Origin of the sequence: Streptomyces sp. JHA26, from assembly GCF_002005565.1 — a bacterium.
Lineage (GTDB): Bacteria > Actinomycetota > Actinomycetes > Streptomycetales > Streptomycetaceae > Streptomyces.
In genome coordinates this window covers 45336-69873 of record NZ_BDJC01000038.1, presented here as the reverse complement: position 1 = coordinate 69873, position 24538 = coordinate 45336, and the positions used below count along the sequence as shown (strand labels likewise).

At 71.5% G+C, this 24538-nt stretch carries 16 protein-coding genes; 12 read left to right on the top strand and 4 right to left on the bottom strand.

Annotated elements, in window-relative coordinates; translation table 11 throughout:
* Positions 1–326: 326 nt before the first annotated feature.
* The 7 genes from JHAT_RS22580 (at position 327) to JHAT_RS22550 (ending at position 14523) form a co-directional block, all read left to right on the top strand.
* The gene (locus JHAT_RS22580) at positions 327–3728 is read left to right on the top strand and encodes a CARDB domain-containing protein (RefSeq protein ID WP_077800068.1); all 3402 of its coding nucleotides are present in this window, start codon (positions 327–329) and stop codon (positions 3726–3728) included.
* 103 nt (positions 3729–3831) lie between these two features.
* Positions 3832–8115 carry a discoidin domain-containing protein gene (locus tag JHAT_RS22575; protein ID WP_077800067.1) on the top strand — a complete coding sequence of 1428 codons (4284 nt, stop codon included), beginning with the start codon at positions 3832–3834 and terminating at the stop codon, positions 8113–8115.
* A 73-nt stretch (positions 8116–8188) separates the two neighbouring features.
* Complete coding sequence (locus JHAT_RS22570) at positions 8189–9235, top strand: LacI family DNA-binding transcriptional regulator (protein ID WP_077800066.1); 1047 nt, start codon at positions 8189–8191, stop codon at positions 9233–9235.
* A gap of 176 nt (positions 9236–9411) precedes the next feature.
* On the top strand, positions 9412–10827 hold the full coding sequence (locus JHAT_RS22565; protein WP_077800065.1) for an extracellular solute-binding protein: 1416 nt from the start codon (positions 9412–9414) through the stop codon (positions 10825–10827).
* 127 nt (positions 10828–10954) lie between these two features.
* The gene (locus JHAT_RS22560) at positions 10955–11914 is read left to right on the top strand and encodes a carbohydrate ABC transporter permease (RefSeq protein WP_077800064.1); all 960 of its coding nucleotides are present in this window, start codon (positions 10955–10957) and stop codon (positions 11912–11914) included.
* A 16-nt stretch (positions 11915–11930) separates the two neighbouring features.
* The gene (locus JHAT_RS22555; protein WP_077800063.1) at positions 11931–12806 is read left to right on the top strand and encodes a carbohydrate ABC transporter permease; all 876 of its coding nucleotides are present in this window, start codon (positions 11931–11933) and stop codon (positions 12804–12806) included.
* A gap of 112 nt (positions 12807–12918) precedes the next feature.
* Positions 12919–14523: a glycoside hydrolase family 13 protein gene (locus JHAT_RS22550; protein WP_077800062.1), complete on the top strand. Its 1605-nt coding sequence runs from the start codon at positions 12919–12921 to the stop codon at positions 14521–14523.
* A gap of 196 nt (positions 14524–14719) precedes the next feature.
* Here JHAT_RS22550 and JHAT_RS22545 read toward each other — a convergent pair whose 3' ends face one another.
* Entirely contained in the window at positions 14720–15355 is a 636-nt protein-coding gene (locus JHAT_RS22545) for a ScbR family autoregulator-binding transcription factor (protein WP_077800061.1), read from the bottom strand.
* A 532-nt stretch (positions 15356–15887) separates the two neighbouring features.
* Between JHAT_RS22545 and JHAT_RS22540 the strand changes: the two genes are divergently transcribed.
* From JHAT_RS22540 to JHAT_RS35770, 3 genes are all read left to right on the top strand, one after another.
* Positions 15888–16667 carry an HAD family phosphatase gene (locus tag JHAT_RS22540; protein ID WP_077800060.1) on the top strand — a complete coding sequence of 260 codons (780 nt, stop codon included), beginning with the start codon at positions 15888–15890 and terminating at the stop codon, positions 16665–16667.
* A gap of 356 nt (positions 16668–17023) precedes the next feature.
* Positions 17024–17959: an ADP-ribosylglycohydrolase family protein gene (locus tag JHAT_RS22535; protein WP_077800059.1), complete on the top strand. Its 936-nt coding sequence runs from the start codon at positions 17024–17026 to the stop codon at positions 17957–17959.
* A gap of 368 nt (positions 17960–18327) precedes the next feature.
* Positions 18328–18462: a hypothetical protein gene (locus JHAT_RS35770; protein ID WP_290439811.1), complete on the top strand. Its 135-nt coding sequence runs from the start codon at positions 18328–18330 to the stop codon at positions 18460–18462.
* Positions 18463–18669: 207 nt separating this feature from the next.
* On the opposite strand, the gene JHAT_RS22525 is transcribed toward JHAT_RS35770, so the two are convergent.
* The gene (locus JHAT_RS22525) at positions 18670–19122 is read right to left on the bottom strand and encodes an SgcJ/EcaC family oxidoreductase (protein WP_077800058.1); all 453 of its coding nucleotides are present in this window, start codon (positions 19120–19122) and stop codon (positions 18670–18672) included.
* 91 nt (positions 19123–19213) lie between these two features.
* On the opposite strand from JHAT_RS22525, the gene JHAT_RS22520 reads away from it, so the two are divergent.
* Entirely contained in the window at positions 19214–19723 is a 510-nt protein-coding gene (locus tag JHAT_RS22520; RefSeq protein ID WP_253195573.1) for a MarR family winged helix-turn-helix transcriptional regulator, read from the top strand.
* A gap of 20 nt (positions 19724–19743) precedes the next feature.
* Here JHAT_RS22520 and JHAT_RS22515 read toward each other — a convergent pair whose 3' ends face one another.
* Positions 19744–20169, bottom strand: coding sequence for an HIT family protein (locus JHAT_RS22515; protein ID WP_077800057.1), 426 nt, complete (start codon positions 20167–20169; stop codon positions 19744–19746).
* A 113-nt stretch (positions 20170–20282) separates the two neighbouring features.
* Positions 20283–21413, bottom strand: coding sequence for a class I SAM-dependent methyltransferase (locus JHAT_RS22510; protein ID WP_077800056.1), 1131 nt, complete (start codon positions 21411–21413; stop codon positions 20283–20285).
* Positions 21414–22383: 970 nt separating this feature from the next.
* On the opposite strand from JHAT_RS22510, the gene JHAT_RS22505 reads away from it, so the two are divergent.
* A complete protein-coding gene (locus tag JHAT_RS22505; RefSeq protein WP_077800055.1) occupies positions 22384–24501 on the top strand; it encodes an FUSC family protein in 2118 nt (705 codons plus the stop codon).
* The last annotated feature ends 37 nt before the right edge of the window (positions 24502–24538 follow it).

The window sequence follows — 24538 nt, the reverse complement described above, 5'->3', positions numbered from 1 at the left end:
GTATGCGCGGACGCGAGCGGGAGCTCCGGAGCCCATGTACCGGACCGTCCCGAGCCGTTGACAAAGTCGATACACGGTAGAAACCTGTCACCTCAGCGCTGCAAAAGATTGACTAAATCACTCAACTTTTGGATTTGGGCAGGCTCGACTTCACCTCGGCTCCTTCTGGGCCTGCTGACCACCCAACCGCCCACCAGGCGCACCGGTCCCTCACGCCCCGCCCCGCCGCTCACCGTCACACGGCGCTGCCGCGCCCCGGCGAGCGGCCGGCGACGGACGGGGACGGGTGTGTCCGGGCACTCAGAGGAAGGGAACGAGAGAGCCTCATGAGAGGAAGACAGACGGGCCGACGGGTCTCCGTCGGCCTTGCGACGGCGGGTCTGCTCACGGCGGGCATGATCCCCGTGGCGGCCCACGCGGCCGCCGCGGAGGGACCGAACCTCGCACTGGGCCGACCGGTGACGGCGGGCGGGGCCCACGGCGGCTACCCGGCGAGCAACGTCACCGACGGCAGCCAGGCCTCGTACTGGGAGGGCCCCGCGGGCTCGTTCCCCCAGTGGGTGCAGATCGACCTCGGGACCAGGACCGAGATCGACGACGTGGTGCTGAAACTCCCCGCCTCCTGGGAGTCCCGCACCGAGACCGTCAGCATCCAGGGCAGCACCGACGGCCAGGCGTTCTCCACCCTCTCGGCGGGTGCCGCGAGGACCTTCTCCCCGGACGCCGCGGGCACCGTGACCGTCGGCGTCGCGGGGGAGGCCCGCTACGTCCGGGTCCAGGTGACCGGCAACACGGGCTGGAACGCCGCCCAGTTGTCCGAGGTGGAGGTGCACGGCGACACCGGGGGCGAGGACCCCGGAACCCCGCCCGCAGGCACCAACCTCGCCCTGCGCAAACCGATGGAAGCCTCGTCGACGACCCAGAACTACGTCGCCGCCAACGCCAACGACGGCAGCACCTCCACCTACTGGGAGGCGAGCGGCCGGCCGTCGACCCTGACCACCCGGCTCGGTGCGGACGCGGACCTGAGCGGCGTCGTCGTCAAACTCGACCCCGACCCGATCTGGGGCCCCCGTACGCAGAGCATCACCGTGCTCGGCCGTGCGGCCGGCGCCTCCGGCTTCACCACCCTGAAGAACCGCGCCGACTACACCTTCAGCCCGGACCGGAACAAGAACACCGTGACCATCCCCGTCTCGGGCAGGTACGCGGACGTGCGCCTGGAGTTCTCCGGCAACACCGGCGCCGGTGGGGGACAGGTGGCGGAGTTCGAGGTCATCGGCGCGGCCGCACCCGCACCCGACCTGACCGTCACCTCGCTCACCTGGTCGCCCGCCTCACCCTCCGAGTCGGACGCGGTCACCGCCGAGGCCACGGTCCGCAACGACGGCAGCGCCGCGTCGCCCGCCACCACGGTGGACGTCAGCCTCGAGGGCACGGCCGCCGGGAGCGCCGCCGTCGGCGCCCTCTCCCCAGGGGCGTCGGCGAAGGTGCCGGTGCGGGTCGGCAAGCGGCCCATGGGCAGCTACACCGTCTCCGCCGTCGTCGACCCCTCCGACTCCGTCGCCGAACTCGACAACAGCAACAACAGCCGCAACGCCGCCTCGAAGCTGGTCGTCGGCCAGGCCCCCGGCCCGGACCTCGAGGTCACCGGCATCACCACCGACCCGGCCAGCCCGGCCGTCGGAGCCGAGGTCGGCTTCACCGTCGCCGTGCACAACCGGGGCACGAGCGCCGTGCCCGCCGGATCGGTCACCCGGCTCACCGTCGGCGGCACCACCCTCGACGGCACCACCGGCGCCCTCGCCGCCGGGGCCACCGCGCACGTGGCCGTCGATGGCGACTGGACCGCCACCAGCGGCGGAGCGACCCTCACCGCCACCGCGGACGCCACCTCCGTCGTCCAGGAGACCAACGAGGACAACAACACCTTCGCCCGCTCCCTCGTCGTCGGACGCGGCGCCGCCGTGCCCTACGTCGAGTACGAGGCCGAGGACGGCCGTTACGACGGCACCCTGCTGAAGACCGACGCCAAGCGGACCTTCGGGCACACCAACTTCGCCACCGAGTCCTCAGGCCGCCGGTCGGTCCGGCTCGACTCGACCGGACAGTACGTGGAGTTCACCTCCACCGCACCGTCCAACTCGGTCGTCGTGCGCAACTCGATCCCGGACGCGGCCGGCGGCGGGGGACAGGAGGCGACGATCAGCCTCTACGCGGACGGGAAGTTCGTCCGCAAGCTCACCCTGTCGTCCAGGCACAGCTGGCTCTACGGCACGACCGACGACCCCGAGGGCCTGACCAACCGGCCCGGCGGTGACGCCCGCCGCCTGTTCGACGAGTCCCACGCCCTGCTCACCGAGACCTACCCGGCGGGCACGACGTTCCGCCTCCAGCGCGACACCGGCGACAACGCCGCCTTCTACGTCATCGACCTCGTCGACCTGGAGCAGGTCGCTCCTCCGGCCGCCAAACCCGCCCAGTGCGTCTCCATCACCGAGTACGGAGCCGTGCCCAACGACGGCCTCGACGACGCGGACGCCCTCCAGCGCGCCGTCACGGCGGACCAGAACGGCGAGATCCCCTGCGTCTGGATCCCGGCGGGCCAGTGGCGCCAGGAGAAGAAGATCCTCACCGACGACCCGCAGAACCGCGGCCAGTACAACCAGGTCGGCATCCGGGACGTCACGATACGCGGCGCCGGCATGTGGCACTCCCAGCTGTACTCACTGATCCAGCCACAGGACGCGGGCGGCATCAACCACCCGCACGAGGGCAACTTCGGCTTCGACATCGACGACAACACCACGATCTCCGACATCGCGATCTTCGGTTCCGGCACCATCCGTGGCGGCGACGGCGGCGCCGAGGGCGGCGTCGCGCTCAACGGCCGCTTCGGCGAGAACACCAAGATCACCAACGTGTGGATCGAACACTCCAACGTCGGCGCCTGGGTCGGCCGGGACTACTCCAACATCCCCGAGCTGTGGGGCCCTGCCGACGGCCTGGAGTTCACCGGCGTGCGCATCCGCAACACCTACGCCGACGGCGTCAACTTCTCCAACGGCACCCGCAACTCCACCGTCCACAACTCCTCCTTCCGCAACACCGGCGACGACGCGCTCGCCGTGTGGGCCAACAAGTACGTGAAGGACACCTCCGTGGACGTCGGTCACGACAACCACTTCCGCAACAACACCATCCAGCTGCCCTGGCGGGCCAACGGCGTCGCGATCTACGGCGGGCACGGCAACTCGGTCGAGAACAACCTGATCTCCGACACCATGAACTACCCGGGGATCATGCTCGCCACCGACCACGACCCCCTGCCCTTCTCCGGCCGGACGCTGCTCGCCAACAACGGTCTGTACCGCACGGGCGGCGCGTTCTGGGGCGAGGCCCAGGAGTTCGGTGCGATCACCCTGTTCGCCCAGGGCCAGGACATCCCGGGCGTCACGATCCGCGACACCGACATCCACGACTCCACCTACGACGGCATCCAGTTCAAGACGGGCGGCGGCGCCATGCCCGACGTCCGGATCGAGAACGTCACCATCGACAGGTCCAACAACGGCTCCGGGATCCTCGCTATGGGCGGGGCGCGCGGCAGCGCCACCCTGACCGACGTGACGATCACCAACTCGGCCGAGGGTGACGTGGTGAAGGAGCCCGGCTCGCAGTTCACGTTCAACGGCTCGGCGGGCGGGTCCGCCGCCGCGCGCCGCTGACCACGTCCCACCGCGGTGCGCCGGTCGTGGCCGGCGCACCGTTCACCCCACCCATCCCACTGCCGTGTCCCGCCGCCCGCGGCGGGGCCGAGATCGGGGACGCATGAGAACCCGCAGACGACCATCACGGAGCCTGTGCGCCGTGGTGACCACCAGCCTCCTGCTCCTGGGCGGCCCCCTGGTGACCGTCGCCTCGGCGGCCGGCGGTCCGAACGTCGCCGCCGGCGACCCGACCGCCGCGAGCAGTTCGCACGGCGAGTACGGCGCCGCCCACGTCACCGACGGCGACCAGGGCACCTACTGGCAGAGCGCCGGAAGCGACCTGCCCCAGTGGGTCCAGACGGACCTCGGCACCACCACCCGCGTCGACGAGGTGGTCCTCAAGCTGCCCGCCTCCTGGGAGCGCCGCAGCCAGACCCTGGCGGTCCAGGGCAGCGCCGACGGCACCTCCTTCACCACCCTCAAGGCGTCCGCCTCCTACTCCTTCGACCCCGGCTCGGGCAACACCGTCACGGTGGGCTTCCCCGCCACCCAGACCCGGTTCGTCCGGGTCGTCATCACCGCCAACACCGGCTGGCAGGCAGCCCAGTTGTCCGAACTGGAGGTGCACGCGGCGGGGGAGTCCTCCGTCAACCTCGCCCGCGGACGCACCTTCACCGCCAGCAGCCAGACCCAGGTCTACAGCCCGGTCAACGCCGGCGACGGCAACAAGGCCACCTACTGGGAGAGCCGCAACAACGTCCTCCCCCAGTGGCTGCAGACCGACCTCGGCGCCGCGGTGCGCGTGGACCGGGTCGTCCTGCGCCTCCCCGACGGCTGGGGCCCGCGCACCCAGACGCTGAAGATCCAGGGCAGCAGCAACGGATCGGACTTCACCGACCTGACCGCGAGCGCCACCTACACGTTCGCGCCCGCGGACGGCAACTCGACGACCATCTCCTTCGACGCCACCACCACCCGCTACGTGCGCGTCCTGGTCACCGCCAACAGCGTCCAGCCCGGCGCCCAGGTCTCCGAGCTGGAGGTCTACGGACCCACGACCGGCGACACCCGGGCACCCTCCGCGCCTTCGCACCTGGCGCTCACCGAACCCGGCACCGGCCAGGTCCGCCTGACCTGGGACGCGGCCACCGACGACACCGGCGTCACCGCCTACGACGTCTACGCCGACGGCGACCTGCTCACCTCGGTCGGCGGCGACGTCACCACGTACACCGACATCCGTCCCGCAGGCACCCGCGTCAGCTACTTCGTGCGGGCCAGGGACGCGGCCGGCAACCAGTCCCCGGACAGCAACACGGTGACCCGGGCGGCCGACGACGGCGACACCGAGGCCCCCACCGCCCCGGCGAACCTGTCCCTCACCGAGTCCGAGGCGGGCCGCATCCGCCTCACCTGGGACGCCTCCGCCGACAACAAGGCCGTCACCGGCTACGACGTCTACGCCAACAACACCCGGCGCGCCTCCGTCGCCGGCGACGTGACCACCTGGACGGACACCCAGCCGGCCTCCGCGACCGTCACCTACACGGTGCGCGCCAAGGACGAGGCGGGCAACCAGTCGCCGCCCAGCAACCAGGTGACCCGCAACGGCAGCGGGGCCGCCTCCGACCTGGCGGTGGGCAAACCCATCGAGGCGTCCTCCGTGATCCACACCTACGTCGCGGCCAACGCCAACGACAACGACACGGCGACGTACTGGGAGGGCGGCGCGGGCAGTTACCCGAACACCCTCACCGTCAAGCTCGGCGCCGACGCGGACGTCGACCGGCTGGTGCTGCGCCTCGACCCCGACTGGCCCGCCCGCACCCAGACCATCGAGGTCCAGGGCCGGGGGCAGAGCGACACCGGCTTCACCTCGCTGGTCGCCGCCGAGGAGTACGCGTTCGACCAGGCGGGACGGAACACCGTCACGATCCCGGTCGGCAGGCGCACCGCCGACGTGCGGCTGCGTTTCACCGCCAACAGCGGGGCGACGGCCGGGCAGATCGCCGAGTTCCAGGTCATGGGCGTCGCCGCGCCCAACCCGGACCTGGAGGTGACGAAGCTGACCACGTCACCGGCGGCGCCCGTCGAGTCGGACGACCTCACCGTCGCCGCGACCGTCCGCAACAGCGGAGCGGCCGACGCGCCGGCCAGCAAGGTCGCCGTGCGGCTCGGCGACTCCACCGTGGCCACCGCCCAGGTGGGGGCGCTGGAAGCCGGAGAGCAGACCACGGTCACCGCGTCCCTCGGCACCCGCGAGGCGGGCACCTACCCGCTGAGCGCCGTCGCCGACGACGGCGACGCGGTGATCGAGCAGAACGAGACCAACAACACCTACACCAGCCCGGACGCCCTGGTCGTCAAGCCGGTCGCCGGTTCGGACCTGGTCGCCGCGTCCGTGAGCACCTCCCCGTCCTCCCCGGCCGCCGGGGACGACGTCACCTTCCGCGTCGCCCTCAGGAACCAGGGCACGGCGGCCTCCGCGGGCGGCGACCACCGGATCACCCTCACCCTGACCGACGGCAAGGGCGCGACCGTCAAGACCCTGACCGGCACGCACACCGGCGTCATCGCCCCCGGCGCCACCACCGGCGCCGTCGACCTCGGCACCTGGAAGGCGGTCGACGGGTCGTACAGCGCCAAGGTCGTGGTCGACCCCGACGCCGAGGAGATACCGGCCAAGCGGGAGAACAACACCTCCGTCAAGCCGCTGTTCGTCGGGCGCGGCGCCGACATGCCGTACGACATGTACGAGGCGGAGGACGGCGCGCTCGGCGGCGGCGCCAGGGTCGTCGGCCCCAACCGGACCGTCGGCGACCTCGCCGGCGAGGCCTCGGGCCGCAAGGCGGTCACCCTGACCGGCACCGGTCAGTACGTCGAGTTCACGACCCGGGCGAGCACCAACACCCTGGTCACCCGCTTCTCGATCCCGGACGCACCCGGCGGCGGCGGCATCGACGCGACGATCAGCGTCTACGTCGACGGCGTCAAGAAGAAGTCGCTGCCGCTCACCTCGAAGTACGCCTGGCTGTACGGCGCCGAGACCGCGCCCGGCAACGCCCCGGGCTCGGGAGCGCCGCGCCACATCTACGACGAGGCGCACATCCTGCTGGGCGAGACCGTGCCGGCGGGCAGCCGGATCCGGCTCCAGAAGGACGCCGCGGACACCTCGGACTACGCCATCGACTTCGTGAACCTGGAGCAGGCCGCCATGGTGCCCAACCCGGACCCGGCCGCCTACGCGGTGCCGGCCGGCTTCACGCACCAGGACGTGCAGAACGCGCTGGACCGGGTCCGCATGGACACCACCGGCAAGCTGGTCGGGGTGTACCTGCCGCCCGGCGACTACCGGACGTCCAGCAAGTTCCAGGTGTACGGCAAGGCCGTGAAGGTGGTCGGCGCCGGTCCGTGGTTCACCCGGTTCCACGCGCCCTCGACGCAGGACAACACCGACATCGGCTTCCGCGCCGACGCGACGGCGAAGGGCTCGTCGTTCGCGAACTTCGCCTACTTCGGCAACTACACGTCCCGCATCGACGGACCGGGCAAGGTGTTCGACTTCGCCGGCGTGTCGGACATCGTGATCGACAACATCTGGAACGAGCACATGATCTGCCTCTACTGGGGCGCCAACAGCGACCGGATCACCATCAAGAACTCGCGGATCCGGAACCTGTTCGCCGACGGGATCAACATGACCAACGGCTCGACCGACAACCTCGTCTCCAACAACGACGCCCGCGCGACCGGCGACGACAGCTTCACGCTGTTCTCGGCGATCGACGCCGGCGGCGCGGACATGAAGAACAACGTGTACGAGAACCTGACGACCACGCTGACCTGGCGTGCCGCGGGTGTCGCCGTGTACGGCGGCTACGACAACACCTTCCGCAACATCCGGATCGCGGACACCCTGGTGTACTCCGGCATCACCATCTCGTCGCTGGACTTCGGATACCCGATGAACGGCTTCGGGACCGGTCCGACGACCTTCGAGAACATCTCGATCGAACGGGCCGGCGGGCACTTCTGGGGCGGCCAGACCTTCCCGGGCATCTGGGTGTTCTCGGCGTCCAAGGTGTTCCAGGGCATCCGCGTCAACCACGTCGACATCGTCGATCCGACCTACAGCGGCATCATGTTCCAGACCAACTACGTGGGAGGACAACCGCAGTTCCCGATCAAGGACACGGTCTTCACCGATGTCTCCGTCACGGGCGCCCGCAAGAGCGGTGACGCCTACGACGCCAAGTCCGGCTTCGGTCTGTGGGCCAACGAAATGCCCGAGTCGGGGCAGGGCCCGGCGGTCGGCGAGGTCACCTTCAACGGGCTGAGGCTCGAGAACAACGCGGTGGACGTCCGCAACACGACCTCCACCTTCAAGATCAACGTCAACCCGTAGCCGATCCGGTCCTGTCACGGATCGATGCAGCGTAGCGCAAACCCTTGCGGGGGTTTGCGCTACGCTTGCGTATATGACGCGACGACTTGCTCAAGTGGCGAAGAAGGTTGGGGTCAGCGAGGCCACGGTCAGCCGGGTCCTCAACGGCAAGCCGGGGGTCTCGGAGACGACACGGCAGTCGGTGCTGACGGCGCTGGACGTCCTGGGATACGAACGTCCGACGCAACTGCGCGGGGAACGGGCCCGCCTGGTGGGCCTGGTGCTGCCCGAGCTGCAGAACCCGATCTTCCCGGCGTTCGCCGAGGTGATCGGGGGCGCGCTGGCGCAGCAGGGGCTGACGCCGGTGCTGTGCACCCAGACGAAGGGGGGCGTCTCGGAGGCCGACTACGTCGAGCTGCTGCTCCAGCAGCAGGTCTCCGGCGTCATCTTCGCGGGCGGGCTGTTCGCGCAGGCGGACGCGCCGCACGAGCACTACCGGCTGCTGGCCCGGCGCCGCATCCCCGTCGTCCTGATGAACGCGGCGATCGAGGGGCTCGACTTCCCCAGCGTCGCGTGCGACGACGCGGTGGCGACCGAGCAGGCCTGGCGCCATCTCGTCTCGCTCGGCCACGAGCGGATCGGGCTGGTGCTCGGCCCCTCCGACCACATCCCCTCCCGCCGGAGGCTCAGGGCGGCCGCCGAGGCGGCCGGCGGCTCCCTCGCCGACGGGTTCGTGCAGCGGTCGATGTTCTCCCTGGAGGGCGGTCAGGCGGCGGCCTCGCGGCTGTTGGGCGAGGGGGTGACGGGCATCGTCTGCGCCAGCGACCCCCTGGCCCTCGGGGCGGTCCGGGCGGCCCGCAGGCGGGGTCTGCGGGTGCCGGAGGACGTGTCCGTGGTGGGGTACGACGACTCCGCCTTCATGACGTGCACCGAGCCGCCGCTGACCACGGTGCGCCAGCCGATCGAGGCGATGGGGCGCGCCGCGGTCGAACTGCTGGCCTCTCAGATCCAGGGCAGCGACGTGCCCCACAGCGAGCTGCTGTTCGAACCGGAACTCGTCGTTCGTGCGTCGACCGCGCAGGCGGCGGGCCTGCGGGCCGCGACCGCCCCGGCCGTCGTCGACCTCGTGGCCGGCGCCTGACGGGGTTTTGCCCGGTCGGGCGACGATCCTGTCCCGGCCTCCCGAAGGGTTGTCAAACAATTACGAAATCAGCGCGAGATATTGCGTTCACTTGTACGTGGTGGTTGAGTGAGCGGCGCCCCACAACGCATCGGCGATGGGGCGCCTTCCACGTTCATGCCCGAAGGGGACCACCCATGAGAAGTGCTCGGTTCCGCCGTACGCGTCGCGCCGGCGTCATCACGCTCGTCTCCGCTCTCACCCTGACCGCTCTGGCCGCCTGCGGCACGAGCAGCAGCGACGACGGCGGTTCCGAAGGCAGCAACAGTGGGTCCTCCGACCCGGCTGCGCCGCTGGACCCGAAGACCAAGGTGACGATCACCATCGACTGCATGCCGCCGGCGGCGAAGGCGGCCGAGCTGAAGGAGTGGAAGGAGGACGTCGAGGAGTTCAACAAGATCTACCCGAACGTCACCATCGAGGGCCGCTCCACCCCCGGCCAGTGTCTGGAGCCTCCGCGCTTCACGGCGATGCTGAAGGCGAAGTCGCAGCCCGACGTCTTCTACACGTACTTCACCGACCTGCCCCAGGTGCTGGACAACGACGGCGCCGAGGACATCACCGCGTACGTCAACGACAGAAGCGTCCCGGCCCTCAAGGACATCGACCCCAACGTCCTCGGCTCGCTCAAGCACGAGAACAAGCTCTACGGCCTGCCCACCAGCAACTACACGATGGGCCTGCTGATCAACCGCAAGCTCTTCAAGCAGGCCGGCCTCGACCCGGACGCCCCGCCGCGCACCTGGGACGAGGTCCGCTCCGCCGCAAAGAAGATCGCCGACCTGGGCGACGGCATCGCCGGCTTCGGCGAGTACAGCGCCGGCAACACCGGCGGCTGGCACTTCACCGCCCAGATGTACAGCCTCGGCGGCGACATCGTCGACGCGAGCGGCAAGAAGGCGGCGTTCGACAACGAGCTGGGCAGGCAGGTCGCCGAGAACCTCCACGCCATGCGCTGGGAGGACGACAGCATGGGCAAGACCCAGCTGCTCAAGTGGGGCGACCTCCAGAAGCAGATAGCCACCGACAAGCTCGGCATGTTCCTCGCCGCCCCCGACGACATCACGTACATGGTCCAGCAACTCGGAGCGGACTACGAGAACTTCGGCATGGGCCCGATCCCCGGCGGGAGGAACACCCTGGCCGGCGGCAACAACTACATGATCAAGAAGGGGATCTCCGCCGACAAGATCAAGGCGGCCGTCGCCTGGCTGAACTTCGAGAACCTCACCGTCGGCAAGGGGCAGTTCGACTGGGCCCGCAAGAAGACCGACAAGCTGCCGGTCGGTCTGCCCCAGCCCAACTTCTGGCTGAACGAGTCGAAGAAGAAGGACGACGCGGCCCGGGTCGAGCACGCCACGATGCCGGTCGCCAACTTCAAGACGTTCATGGACAACCCGGTCCCGGGCAAGGCCGAGCCGCCGAAGGCGCAGGAGGTCTACAAGGTCCTCGACAACGTCATGTCCGCGATCCTCACCAACGAGGACGCCGACATCGACAAGCTGCTGGACACGGCCGAGAGCCAGGTCGACCAGGTCCTCGCCCACCAGTGAGCGCACCCCGGCGGGGCGTCGACCGCCCCGCCGGACACCGCCGCCCCCGCTGCCCCGGGGCGGCGCGGACCAGAACACCTGTGACACCCGGGGCGACGCCCCGGCAGACCAGCGTCAAGGAGCGACGATGTCGGCCCCCAGCGTGACCCCGAGCAAGGCGGCCAGCCACCGCCGCACACCGCCGCGCACGGCGGACCCCGCGCCCCCAGGCGGACGCTTCGCCAAGAGCCTGCGGCGCAACCTCACGGCCCACGGATTCCTGATCGGCGCGGTGCTCTGCTTCGCCGTGTTCTCGTGGTACCCGATGATCCGCGAGTTCTTCCTGGCCTTCCAGAAGACCGAGAACGGCGAGACCAGCTGGGTGGGGCTGGACAACCTCACCACCGTCTTCGACGACCCGGCATTCTGGCAGGCGTGGCGCAACACCCTGCTGTTCACCGTGCTCGCCCTGGTCCTCGGCTTCGCCGTGCCGTTCGTCGTCGCCCTCGTCATCAACGAGTTCCGGCACGGCAAGGGATACCTGCGGCTGCTCGTCTACCTGCCGGTGATGCTCCCGCCCGTCGCGTCGGTCCTGCTGTTCAAGTACCTCTACGACCCGGGGTACGGACTGCTCAACGAACTGTTCGGCTTCTTCGGCCTGCCCGAGCAGCAGTGGCTCCAGGACCCGGACACCTCGATGCTCTCCATCGTCATCGCCTCCACCTGGATGAACATGGGAGGCGCCGCCCTCATCTACCTCGCCGCCCTCCAGGGGATCCCCGGCGAGCTCTACGAGGCGGCGGAGCTGGACGGGGCCGGAGTGCTCCGCAAGATCTGGCACGTGACCATCCCGCAGACCCGGCTGATCCTGTCCCTGATGCTGCTGATGCAGGTCATCTCCACCATGCAGGTCTTCGTCGAACCCTTCCTGCTCACCGGCGGAGCCGGCCCCGAGGGGTCCACCACCACGGTCGTCTACCTCATCTACCAGTACGCCTTCAACTTCAACGACTACGGTGCCGCGGCGGCCCTGGGACTGCTCCTGCTCGTCATCCTCGCCGGGTTCTCGGCGGCATACGTCAAGCTCAACCGCGCCGAGAACGAGTAGGAACCGGAGTCCCCGCATGTCCACACGCACGCTCATCTCACCGGCCCAGCTCGCCAGGCCCCGCGGCAGGGCCGTCTACTGGGTCACGTTCGCCGTCGTCGTCGCGGGCTTCACCCTCGTCTTCCTCGGCCCGCTCTACTGGATGATCTCCAGCGGCTTCAAGGACACCCAGGAGGTCGTCCAGACCCCGCCCACGCTCGTCCCCGGCTCCTTCGAGCCGGACAACTACTCCAGGGCCTGGGAGGTCATGGACCTGGCCAAACTGCTGTTCAACACCCTGTACTACGCGTTCGGCGCCCTGGCCTTCCAGCTCGTCCTGGACGTCGCCGCGGCGTACTCCCTGTCCAAGCTCCGCCCCGTCTTCGGCAAGGCCGTCCTCGGCGCGATGCTGGCGACGCTGATGATCCCCGCGACCGTCCTCGTCGTCCCCCAGTACCTCACCGTGCTCGACGTGCCCGTCGTCGAACGCAACCTTCTCAACACCCCCTGGGCCATCTGGCTGCCGTCGGTGACGAACGCGTTCAACATCTTCCTGCTGAAGCGGTTCTTCGACTCGATCCCCAAGGAACTGCTGGACGCCGCCGCGATGGACGGCGCGAGCCCGATGCGCACCCTGTGGTCGATCGTGCTGCCGATCTCCCGCCCGATCCTCGGCGTGGTCTCCATCTTCGCGATCGTCGGGGTCTGGAAGGACTTCCTCTGGCCGATGCTCACCCTGCCCGACCCGGCCCTGCAGACCCTGAACGTCGGCATCTACTCGCTCTCCAACGGCGTACCGGTGAACGTGCTGATCGCCGCGCTCACCATCGCCTCACTACCGACGCTGCTGATCTTCCTGATCTTCCAGCGCAACATCATGAGCGGCCTCACCGCCGGCGGGCTCAAGGGCTGATCCTTCCGCAGTCCCGCTCCCCGCCCCCTCCCAAGCCTTCGCCGCCGGCCCGTCCGACGCCCCGCCTCCGGGCCGGCGGCGAAGTCCCACTCTGCCCGAAAGGACCGCACCCGTGGCAGCCCCTCTTCCGCCCCGCACCGACGACTGGTGGCGTCACGCCGTCATCTACCAGGTCTACCCACGCAGTTTCGCCGACGGCGACGGCGACGGCACCGGGGACCTCGCGGGCGTCCGGGCGAGACTGCCCTACCTCGCCGGGCTCGGCATCGACGCCGTCTGGTTCACCCCCTGGTACGCCTCCCCCCTGGTCGACGGCGGCTACGACGTGGCCGACTACCGCACCATCGACCCCGCGTTCGGCACCCTGGACGACGCCGAGAAGCTGATCGCCGACGCCGCCGAACTCGGCATCCGGGTCATCGTCGACATCGTCCCCAACCACGTCTCCGACCAGCACGCCTGGTTCCGCGCCGCCCTCGCCGCCGGCCCCGGCAGCCCGGAGCGGGAGCGCTTCCACTTCCGGCCCGGCCGGGGCGCGAACGGCGAACTCCCGCCCAACGACTGGCCCTCGCAGTTCTCCGGGACCACCTGGACGCGGGTGCCGGACGGCGAGTGGTACCTGCACCTGTTCACCCCCGAGCAGCCGGACCTCAACTGGTCCCACCCCGACGTCCGCCGCGAACACGAGGACATCCTCCGCTTCTGGTTCGACCGGGGTGTCGCCGGCGTGCGCATCGACTCCGCGGCCCTGCTCGTCAAGGACCCGGCGCTCGCCGACTTCGAGGAGGGAGTCGACCCCCACCCGTACATCGACCAGGACGAGATCCACGACATCTACCGCTCTTGGCGGTCGATCGCCGACGAGTACGGCGGCGTGTTCGTCGGCGAGGTCTGGCTGCCCGACGCGGAACGCTTCGCCCGCTACCTGCGTCCCGACGAACTGCACACCGCCTTCAACTTCGCCTTCCTCAGCTGCCCCTGGGAACCGGACCGCCTGCGCGCCGCCATCGACGCGACCCTCGCCGAGCACGCTCCCGTCGGCGCCCCCGCCACCTGGGTCCTCGCCAACCACGACGTCACCCGGACCGTCACCCGCTACGGCCGCGCCGACACCGGCTTCGACTTCGCCACCAAGGCGTTCGGCACCCCGACCGACCTGGCGCTCGGCACGCGCAGGGCACGCGCCGCCGCCCTGCTGACGTTGGCCCTGCCCGGCTCGGTCTACCTCTACCAGGGCGAGGAACTGGGGCTGCCGGAAGCCGACATCCCCCTGGACCGCATCCAGGACCCGATGCACTTCCGCTCCGGCGGCACCGACCCGGGACGCGACGGCTGCCGGGTACCGCTGCCGTGGACGGCCACGGCCCCCTGGTGGGGCTTCGGCTCGGCGACGGAGCCGTGGCTGCCGCAGCCCGCCGACTGGGCCCGCTACGCCGTCGACCGGCAGCTCGGCGACCCGGGGTCGATGCTCACGCTGTACCGGGAGGCCCTGGCGCTGCGCCGGGCGGGCGGGGGCTTCGGCGACGGCCCCATGACCTGGCTGCCCGCCGCGGAGGGCGTTCTGGCCTTCAGCCGGACGGACGGCCTGGTGTGCGTGGTCAACCTGTCCGACGCACCGGCCGACCTGCCGCCGCACGAGCAGGTCCTGCTGTCCAGCGGCCCGCTCGAACCCGACGGCACACTGCCGTGCGACACGGCGGTGTGGCTGCGCACCTGACGCCGCGCACGCCGTCGGCCTCGTCACCGGGACCGCGAGCCCGACACCCGCGGGTCCACACCGCGGGGGTTCGGCCTCGCGGTCCCGGCGCACGCCCGCCTCGGCCACCGGCCCCGGCACGTCCCGCCACGAGCATGTCCCGCCACGAGGTCGCCGGGCCGCAGCGCGACCGGCCGGACGGCACCGGGCCGGCGCCTCACGGGCGGGACCCGCTCCCCGTGCGGTGCGGCACCGGGACGCGCGCCGGGCGCGGGTCCCGCTGGAGCGAGGGAAGGGTCAGGTGCCACCAGTCGGCGAGGCGGCCGGTGAGGACGTCCGGCCCTTCCAGCGCCTCGGTGAGGGCGCAGAAGCCGAAGAAGGCGCGGACCAGCGTGCGGGCGGTGGAGGCCGGACGGACGTGGGCGGCCAGGTGACCCTCGGTGCGGGCCTGGGCGAGCAACCGCGTGGCCGCGGCCGTCCAGAGGACGAAGGGGTCGGGAAGCCGCGCGTTGATGGTGTCGCGCTCCGCCCACAGACGGGCGCCCGCGCGCGTCAGAGGGTCCTCGGCGAGGGCGTGGGCGATCGCGTAGCTCAGGGCGACGAGGCGGTCGAGCGGCGGCACGGTCCGGTCGTCGTACCGCGCGGCGAGGCCGGGCCAGGTGGCGAAGCCGTCGCGGACGACGGCGAGGGCGATGCCTTCCTTGTTGGTGTAGTGGAAGTAGACCGAGCCGCTGGTCCGCCCGGACCGGGCGCATATCTCGTTGACGCTGGTTCCCGCGTACCCCTGCCGAGCGAAGAGGTAGGCGGCCGCCTCCATGAGTGATCTGCGGGTTTCTCTGGCCCGTTCCTGCACGGTCCCGTGCCCCTCGGCTCGTTGTGGGATGAACGACGGAAAATGTAGTGCGCCCGCGTACGCCTGGAGCAAACAGGCGTCAACCACACGTTGTTATTGCGCATTTTTTCGAATGTGCACGCGCGCGAGTGGCAAGTGACTCCTCAGGGTTGATTCCCGCCCTGTCGGTCGACGTCATCGTCGCACGTCGGCGGAGTGCGCGCGCCACAGGAGACCGCATCAAGTCCCTTTTTTCCGAGACGCGTTGGCGAATCCGGAAACGCGGATCCGGACTCGTCGCCAAAGGTCGCATACACCTTTTCCGTGTCGCGGTCGAGCACTCGAAGTAGTGATTGCGCTGCCTTTCGAGGCCGAAATAACGTAGTCGTCGCAATGTTTTCCTTTTGCGGCTGATGCCCCGACATGCGAATCGTTCCGGTCGAAGGGACCGACGACGGAACGGCGACGGCCCTGGAGGCCCGCCCCGGGAGGCCGCAGCACTTCGCTCCGCGGTCCCGCGACGCGCGTGACCGCTCGCCCCCAGGAGGCCCCCGTGGCACCGACGTCACGTTTTCTGCCGAACTGGTTCCCCGAGGCCGTCGTCTTCGACTGCGACGGAACCCTGATGGACACCGAACGCCACTGGCAGGACGCCCGCAACCGCGCCTTCCGCGAGTTCGGACTGCTGCCGCCGCCGGGCTTCGCGGAACGCGCCAAGGGCGTGCACTACGTCGACTGCGGGCGCCTCATGGCCCGGGAGACGAACAAGCCCGAACTGGCCGCGGAGCTGACGGCGGCGCTCCTCGGCCACTTCCTGTCCCTCGTCGCGGAGGACCCGCTGACCATGCCGGGCGCCGCCGAGTTCGTACGGCTGTGCGCTCGCCGGGTTCCGCTGGCGGTGGCCAGCAACTGCCCGCTGGAGGTGGTGGACGAGAGCCTCGGCCGCGCCGGACTGCGCCGGTACTTCCGCCACGTCGTCGTGCCCACGGTGATGCCGGGCGAGCCCGGCGCGGAGGAGGTGGTGAGGGCGGCGGCGCAGGACGAGGAGGGTCGGCTGGTGCGGCCCAAACCGTGGCCCGACGTCTACAGCACGGCGGCGCGCCTGTGCGGCGTCCCTCCGGCGGCCGCCCTGGCCGTCGAGGACTCCCTCACCGGGATCGAGTCGGCGTGGCGCGCGGGTCTGCGGGTGATCGGGGTGGGACCGCTGCCGAACGACGGTGACACCGGCCACGCCGACGTCTGGGTCACGGGGCTGGACGCCGAGGAGGTGCTGACGTGGGCACGGAAGGGGGCCTCGGCCGGCCCGGCCCGTCCGACGCCGTCATCCCGGTAACCCCGGTCTGTGGGACACGCGCAGGGGCGCGGGCCGATCGTGCCGGTCCGGGACAGCGCCCGGCTGCACCCGACGAAGCCCCTGCGCGAGTTCATGGACGCGAACGCCGCATGGCCCACCGTCGCCCAGCCGCCCGCCCACGCGCCCGGCCTCGACCCGACCGAGGGCGTGTGGTCCTTGGCCGGGCGAGACATCGGGAACCTCGCCGTCGTCGGCCCCGCCCGTCGGGGCGGCGGCCGCGGTAGCGCGGGCCCGTGCGGGGATCCGTCCCGACAGCCGCTGCCGGGCAGGAACACGCGGACTTCAACCGCACCCGGGGGCCACGCGGTGCGGCGCGGCATGGATAGCCTGCGCGGATGAAGCGAACCCAGCGGGCCGTCGGCGCGGTCGTCGGCGCGGCGGTGGGTGACGCCCTGGGCGGCCCTTTCGAGTTCGGTCCCGAAGGCGCGTTCTCGGCGCGGTTCCCCGTGCCGGGCGTCGGGGGCGAGATGTGCGGAGGCGGCGGCTGGGATCCCGGCGAGGCCACGGACGACACGCAGATGGCCGTCCTGGTGGCGGAGTCGTTGCTGGAGCGGGGCGGACTGGATCTGCCGGACGTCTTCGCCCGCTTCCAGCGGTGGGCGGCAGCGGAACCGAAGGACATCGGCCTGCAGACCGAGGACGTCCTGACCAACGGCATGCCCTGGGACCTCGCCGCAGCGGTCCACTTCCAGGTCAACCGGCGAGCAGCGGGGAACGGCTCGTTGATGCGGGCCTCGACCTCCGCGGTCTACTTCGCCGCCGCCGGCCATGAGGCCACCATGGACGCGGCCCGCCGCATCGCGGCCCTCACCCACGGCGACCGCGCGGCCTGGGAAGGCACCGCGATCTTCCACGAACTCATCCGCCTCGCCCTCGAGGGCACCGACCCCCTCGCCGCGCTCCCGCACACTCTCGCCGCCGTCCACCCCGACCACCGCGCCCGCTACGCCACCGTCCTCGCGCCCGACTGGCATCCCGGGCAGGCGACCGAGTTCAACGGCGCCGTCTGGCCCTGCCTGGGCTCCGCCGTCTGGGCCCTGCGCACCACCAACGGCTTCGAGGACGCGATACGCGCGGCGATCGACCTCGGCGGCGACACCGACACCGTCGCCGCGGTGACCGGCGGTCTCGCGGGCGCCTCCTACGGCCTGGACGCCATACCCCCACGCTGGACCCAGCCGCTCCACGTTCCCCTCCCCGGCTTCGGCCGACGGGTGCTGCACCTGGCGGACCTGCTCCACCTCGCACACCGCCTCGAACGGGGCTCCTGACGGGACGGGAGCGACCGCACGCCGACGGCCTCCCCTCTCGCGCCGCCGCTCGCCTGCCATGAAGTGGCGTCCGTGAGGCGCCCCAGACGAAGGCGTCGAGCCGCCCCACGGCCGGACCCCGAGTACAGGCACAAGAACGTCGCCCGATCGCGCTGTTCACCGGCAGGTCCCACAACGAGGGCACTGTCACGCCGCATCAGGCACAGCGCCTGGCCACCGCTCTCAGGGCGCTGTCCGTCGGCCTCGGCCAGGGCGTCGTCCTCGGCCTCGTCCACGGCGCCGACGAGCAGTACTTCGTCGATGCCGCCCTCGCCCTGGCACTCCTGCTGGCCGCGCTGCTGGGCAAAGGCGTCTCCCCGGTCAACATCATGCTCACCCACCTGCAGAACGCCCCGGACTCGACGGATGCCCTGGTGCCCACGGGGGTCCTGCTCGCCGTCGCCGCAGGCCTCCTGGCGACCGGCGCGGCCATCACGCAGGCGATCACCCTCAGAAAGGCATGAGCTCCGTGACGGTGTGCCCGAACCGCACGGGCCGGGTGGGAAAGGCTCACCGCGTCCGCTTCGTCTGCAGGTGACCGAGGCGGGCGGGTGAGCGGGCGGCGGATGTCGGCGACACATCCCGCGCGGCACAGCCCGGAACGAGGTCGGGCCGTGCTTCACCCGACGCACGCGTTCTGGACGAACCCGGTCGAGGCGCGCTTCGGGCCCTTACTCCCGCGCCAGGGGGGCGGTGCCGGGGGAGAAGGTGAACGTGATCCTCTCCATGACCGGCTTGCGCCGGGTGTTCTGGAAGGCGGCGACGCGCCACCGGCCGTCGGTGTCCCGGATCAGCGTGTACGTCTGCACCTTGCCGAGCCTGTGCGGCCGCTTGCCCTTGTAGGTGTCGCCCCGGCCGTTGACGACGGCCGCATCCGGTCCGTAGAAGCGGATGTCGAGGACCTCGTCGGCGAGCTTCGTGCCCTTGAGGAACGCGGCGAACAGCGCGCGGTGGCTCTCCACGATGTCGCGCCGGCCCCGGTACACGGTGCCGGTGAAGGTGAGGTAGCTGGCGTCCTCGGTGAACAGCGCGCCGTACGCCTCCGCGTCGTTGCGGTCCCAGGCGGCGACCAGGCCGTCCAGTACCGCCTTCACCTCGGCCGTCTCCTGCTGCTGACCCTGCATGGTGGATCACTCCCTCATTCGTTAGGATCGAACAGAAACTGCACGCGATAAGAATCTGCTCATGTGCAGATAAATGTAAGGGGTGATCCCGGTGAGCGCAATCACAGCCGACGGAAGCAGTGAGCACGTGATCTTCCGTCAGTACCTGGACGCGGTGGGGCTGCAAGGCCTGGCCAGCGCGGAAGCCGCAGGTCTGCACACCTCGGAGTGGTACGCGCTGAGCCTCGTCACCTTCCACGGCACACTCTCCTCGGGAGAGCTCGCCACCCGCACCGGGCTGACCACCGGCGCCACCACCCGCCTGATCGACCGCCTGGAAAAGGCCGGCTTCGCCCGCCGGACGGCAGACCCCGACGACCGCAGGCGCGTGATCGTCGAACCGGTCCCCGGCGCCCTGGAACGCATCGAGGACGTGGTCGGCCCCGCCCGCCGCCACGTGGCCGAAGTCCTCGCCCACTACACCCCCGAACAGCGCGCGATCCTCTTCGACTACTTCGCCCGCGCCGCACCCGCCTTCCGCGCGGCCACCGAGGAGATCCGGGCGAACGCCACCGGCGGCCGACGAGGACAGACCCGGAAAGCGGCGCCGTCGGAGACGTGAGCGCGGCTTCCGGGGCCGGGTCACCCTTCCTGGTGCTGCCCTCCTGCCAGCAGTTCGGCGAGCCTCGCACCGGGGTCACCCACCACCCGGTGCCCGGACCGCCCGGACGGCCAGGTCGAGATCCCGTCGTCCACCCACCGTGGGACGACGTGGAAGTGAAGGTGCGGCACGGACTGTTCCGAGCCGGGACCGCTGGCGTTCAAGATGTTCACGCCCGAAGCCTCCAAGGCGGTCTTCAGCGCCCAGGCCACCCGCTTCACCAGTGCTGTGGTCGCGGCGAGCACGTCGTGCGGAGTGTCGAAGACGTCCGCGTAGTGCCGTGTCGGAACCACCAGTGTGTGGCCGGGCGCCAAAGGGTCCAAGGGGGAGAACGCGCAGGCCTGGGAAGCACGGGCCACCCACCGCGCGCCGTCTTCTCGGATGAGCCGGCAGAAAGTGCAGTCCATGCGGCCCGAGCTTGCCACAGGCACCTCGGTCGCCCACGGGATGCACTCACCTGGTCGACGGAGAGCCGGCCGACGGAGAAGCGGGATGCCGTTGCGCGGCTTTCCGGTACCGGTCATGCCGTCAGGCGCCAGAGGGACGTGACTTCCGCGCTTCGTGCCGTGTGGAGCGGGTCGGTGGCGTCCTTGGCGCGCGGGTGCCGGGGCCTCGTGTCGATCCTGTCCACGACGCGGAGGTGCGCCGCCCGGACGGCGTCGAGCAGGTGCCGACGTGTCCGGAGGCCGAGGTGTTCCGCCAGATCGGACAGGACGAGCCAGCCCTCGCCGCCCGGCCGGAGGTGGGCGGACAGCCCGGCGAGGAAGCCGTGGAGCATGGTGCCGTCCGGGTCGTAGACGCCTTGCTCGAGGGGACCGGTCGGTCGGGCGGGCAGCCAGGGCGGGTTGCACACGACGAGGTCGGCGCGGCCCTCGGGGAACAGGCCGGGCCCCGACACCTCGACACGGTCGGTCAACGCGAGCCGGTGGACGTTTTCCCTGGCGCAGGCCAGGGCGCGTGGGCTGATGTCGGTGGCCACGACATGCCGGACGCCGCGGTGGGCCAGGACCGCGGCGAGGACACCGGTTCCCGTGCCCAGGTCGAATGCCGTGCCGGTGGCGGGACGGTGCCGGATCGCCGGAGGGAGCGGCGCGCGGGCGACCAGGTCGACGTACTCGCCTCTGACGGGCGCGAACACCCCATAGTGGGGATGGACGCGGGCGCCGAGCGCCGGCACGTCGACCCCTTTCAGGCGCCACTGGTGAGCGCCGATCACTCCCAGCAGTTCGCGCAGGGAGACCGCGACGGGGCCCTTCGAGGGGCCGTAGGCCTCCAGGCACGCCTGACGGACGTCAGGAGCCCGGCGCAACGCCGGCCTGTAGTCGTCCTCCAGCAGCACCAGGAGCTTTCCGAGGACACGGGCGCGGTGACCGGTGGTACGCCGGTGCAGGCGGAAGGTCTCGCTCGGGGAAGTGCCGGGGCCGGGTGCTCTGCGGTCGAGGCGGCGGCCCATCGCCCGCAGGAGCTGCCGGGCGTTGTGGAAGTCGCCCTGCCAGAGCAGAGCCGTTCCCTCGCACGCCTGCCGGTAGGCGTCGTTCGCCTTCGTCCGGTCGTCGGCGACGACGATCCGCCGGGGGAGAGGGGAGGCGTTCTCGGAATGCCAGCGGGCGGACCGGCGGGTGTGGTTCTCGGTCCAGTGGATGGTGGACACCAGGTACTCCTCGTGGTCGAACGTGCAGGGGCACGAAGAGCACTTCGACGAGGAGCAGACCGAACCCACGCCTGCCCGGCGGACAGGCGCGTGCGTTGAGGCAGGTGGCCGTTACCGCTCGCGCGTCGAAGCGCGGGAGCGGACGTCCCAGACAACCATGCCGAGCATCGGGTCAGACCTTTCGGAGGAGTGGCAGAAGGATCGCACAGGTGCTGCTCGGCTGCACAACACACCTGTTGAGGCGGCCAGGCCGGGCCAGGTCACCGAGCCGGCTGCCTCGTCCACCGGCCGGTCCGCGGGTTCTCGCGGGTGAGGGACCCGGCCACCGTGGTGACAAGTGCCCGGTCCAGGTGGGGCCGGAGACGGGGACGCCTCCTCGGGCCGTGGTGCGTTGCAGCAGGTCGGTCGGGCCACGGTACGAGGGCGTGCGCGGGAGGTGACTCGTCATCGGCCCGACCGTCGGGGTGTGCCCGTCGGGCCCTTGACCGGGCGCCGCTTCGACGGAGGATGAGGGCACGAGCGGGTCCGCGTGGTGAAGTGCGGGCCTCCGGCAACTGGGTGCGGCCGGACACGAGGCCGACGACGGCGCGGCAGGTGTCGGGCAGGCGGTCGCGGCGGTGGGATCCGGCGCGCCGGCTGCCGGCAGCTCGGTGCCGGCGTGCCGCCGACGCCCCGGTCGGTGATCCGGAACCGCCGGGCGAGGTCCTCGGGACCGCGGGTGGAGACGTACCGGCCGCACACGGGGCGACGGCCGCGCACCCTTCGTTCCGCGCGCGGCCGCACGGTCCGCCTTACCGCACGGTCCGCCGTACCGCACGCCGGGGCGCCGCCGCTGCGCCGGTCGGGCGAGACCGGCAGGGACGCCTGTGCGGCGGCCGGTCCGGGCGGCCGCGCCTCGGCATGATGTGTCGCCGTGCGGACCGCGCACCGGCGGGCCGGCGCCCGCTCTGGCCCTCGAGGAGGGACGCCCATGGGGAAACTGCCGTCGCCGGCCGCATCGTTCGGCGCGGGACGGCGCGCGGTGCGCGTCACCGTCGCGGCGGCCGCCGCGTTCTATCCCGCGGCACATCTGCTGGACCAGCCCGTCGTCGCGCTCTACGGCCTGTTCACACCGATCGCCTTCGGCATCCTGTCGCCCCTGCCCGGCGGGGGCCGCCATCGCGCGGGGACCGTGTCGCGGGTGGCTCCGGGGGCCGCCGCCCTGGTCTGCCTCGGCACCGCCCTCGCGGGCGCGGCCTGGACGTCCGCCGCCGGCATGTTCCTGGTCGGGTTCGCGCTGGTGCTCTCGGCGTCCTGCGCCCCCCGGCTCGCGGGTGTCGTGCCCGGGCTCCAGCTCTGCTACATCCTGGCCTGCTTCCCTCCCTACGCCCCGGGCACCCTCCCCGAGCGGTTGGCGGGACTGGCGCTCGGCGCGGCCGCGCTGGCCCTGTGCGAACTGCTGCTGTTCGCGCAGCCGCGGCACCGGCCCTACCGCGGGCGGACCGCCGACGCCCTCGACCTGGCGGCCCGTGCCGCAAGCCTGCTCGCCCGGGCGGACCGCCTGCCCCCGGGTCTGGCCGCGCGGCTGAGCGCGACGGGCCGGGATCTGCGCTTCTCCCGGCAGTCGCCGGGCACCAGGCCCACCGGGGCGGGCCCGAGGGACCGGGCGCTGGCCCAGGCGGCTTCGGCGACGCGTCGCCTGCTCGACCAGCTCGCCGTACTCGCCCGGCTGCCCTCGTGCCCTGCCGACACGGCGTCGCTGACCCTGCTGCGCGGGATCGCGGCGGCCTGCGCCGACACCGCGGCCGAACTGCGTGGGGAACCTCCCGCCGCCGGTCCGGAGCTGGTCGAGGAGATGACCGCCCAGTTCCTGGCCGAACGCGGGCAGCCCCCGGAGCGGGACGCCGGCCCCGTGCACGCCCTGCTACGGCGCCGCTCGACCCTGCTCACCGTGGCGATGTCGGCCGTGACCGCGCGCACCGCCGCCGCGCTGGCGGCCGGCACCCGCCGCTCGGTGCCGGGGCCGGTCCGCGAGCAGTTCTGGTACGCCGGGCTCCCGGTACCGCGTCTGTGGCTGGTCCGGATCCGGGGGAACCTCACCCCGCGCTCCGTCGTCTTCCAGAACGCGGTCCGTGCGGCGCTGGGGCTCGCCCTCGCCCGTCTGGTCGCGGGGGCGCTCGATCTGTCCCACGGTTTCTGGGTCCTGCTGAGCGTGCTCACCCTGGCCCGCACCACTGCGGGTGCCACCTGGTCCACTGTGCGGTCGGCCGCCGTCGGCACCCTGGTCGGCGCGGTCGTCGCCGGCGCGCTCCTCATCGGCGCGGGCGACGCCACCCTGGTGTACGAGTGTCTGCTGGTGCCGACGATGGTGGTGGCCTTCTCGGTGGGGCCCGTCGGCGGTCCGGCCTGGGCGCAGGGTCTGTTCACCCTGGTCGTCTCCACGGCGTTCGCCCAGATCTCCCCGGTGACCTGGCGGCTGGAGGAGGCCCGGCTCGTCGACGTGCTGACCGGCAGCGCGGTCGGGCTGGTGTGCGGCCTGCTGGCCTGGCCCGCCGGTGCCCGGTCGGAGATGCGGCGCAGTGCCGGGCAACTGTTCCGGGCCGCCGCGCCCCTGGTGCGGGCCACCGCTCGGGCCGCGACCGGCCGGACCGCCGCCTCCCGCCCGTCGGACACCCTCGGCCCCTTCTGGCCCGTGCTGCATCGGCTGCGCATCGCCGAGGCCGCTTACGCGCAGTACCGCACGGAGTCCGCTCCCGGCGCGGGCGACGGTGGTCCCGACTGGCTCGCCGGCCTCGACTACGGCTCCCGCGTGCTGGTCGGTGCCTACTGGCTGCCCTCGCCCGAGGGCACCCCGGACCTTCCACCGGTTCTCCTGCGCTGGGTCGAGGAGGCGGCGGACGACGTGTCATCCGCGAGTCTCGCGGCGGCAGACCTGCCGGAGGGCGGCGTCCGGGTCCGCGTCGCCCCGCTGCCGGCCGCGGCCCTGCCGGGAACGGCGCCGGACGCCCTGTCGGTCCTGGTCGACGTGGAGGTGTGGCTGCACGCCCTCGCCGCGGACCTCGCCACCGCCACCGGCGCACGGGAGACGGCGTGGGCGGACCGGCCCTGACGGCGCGGTTCCGTCGGTGACGCGCGGTGGGGCCACC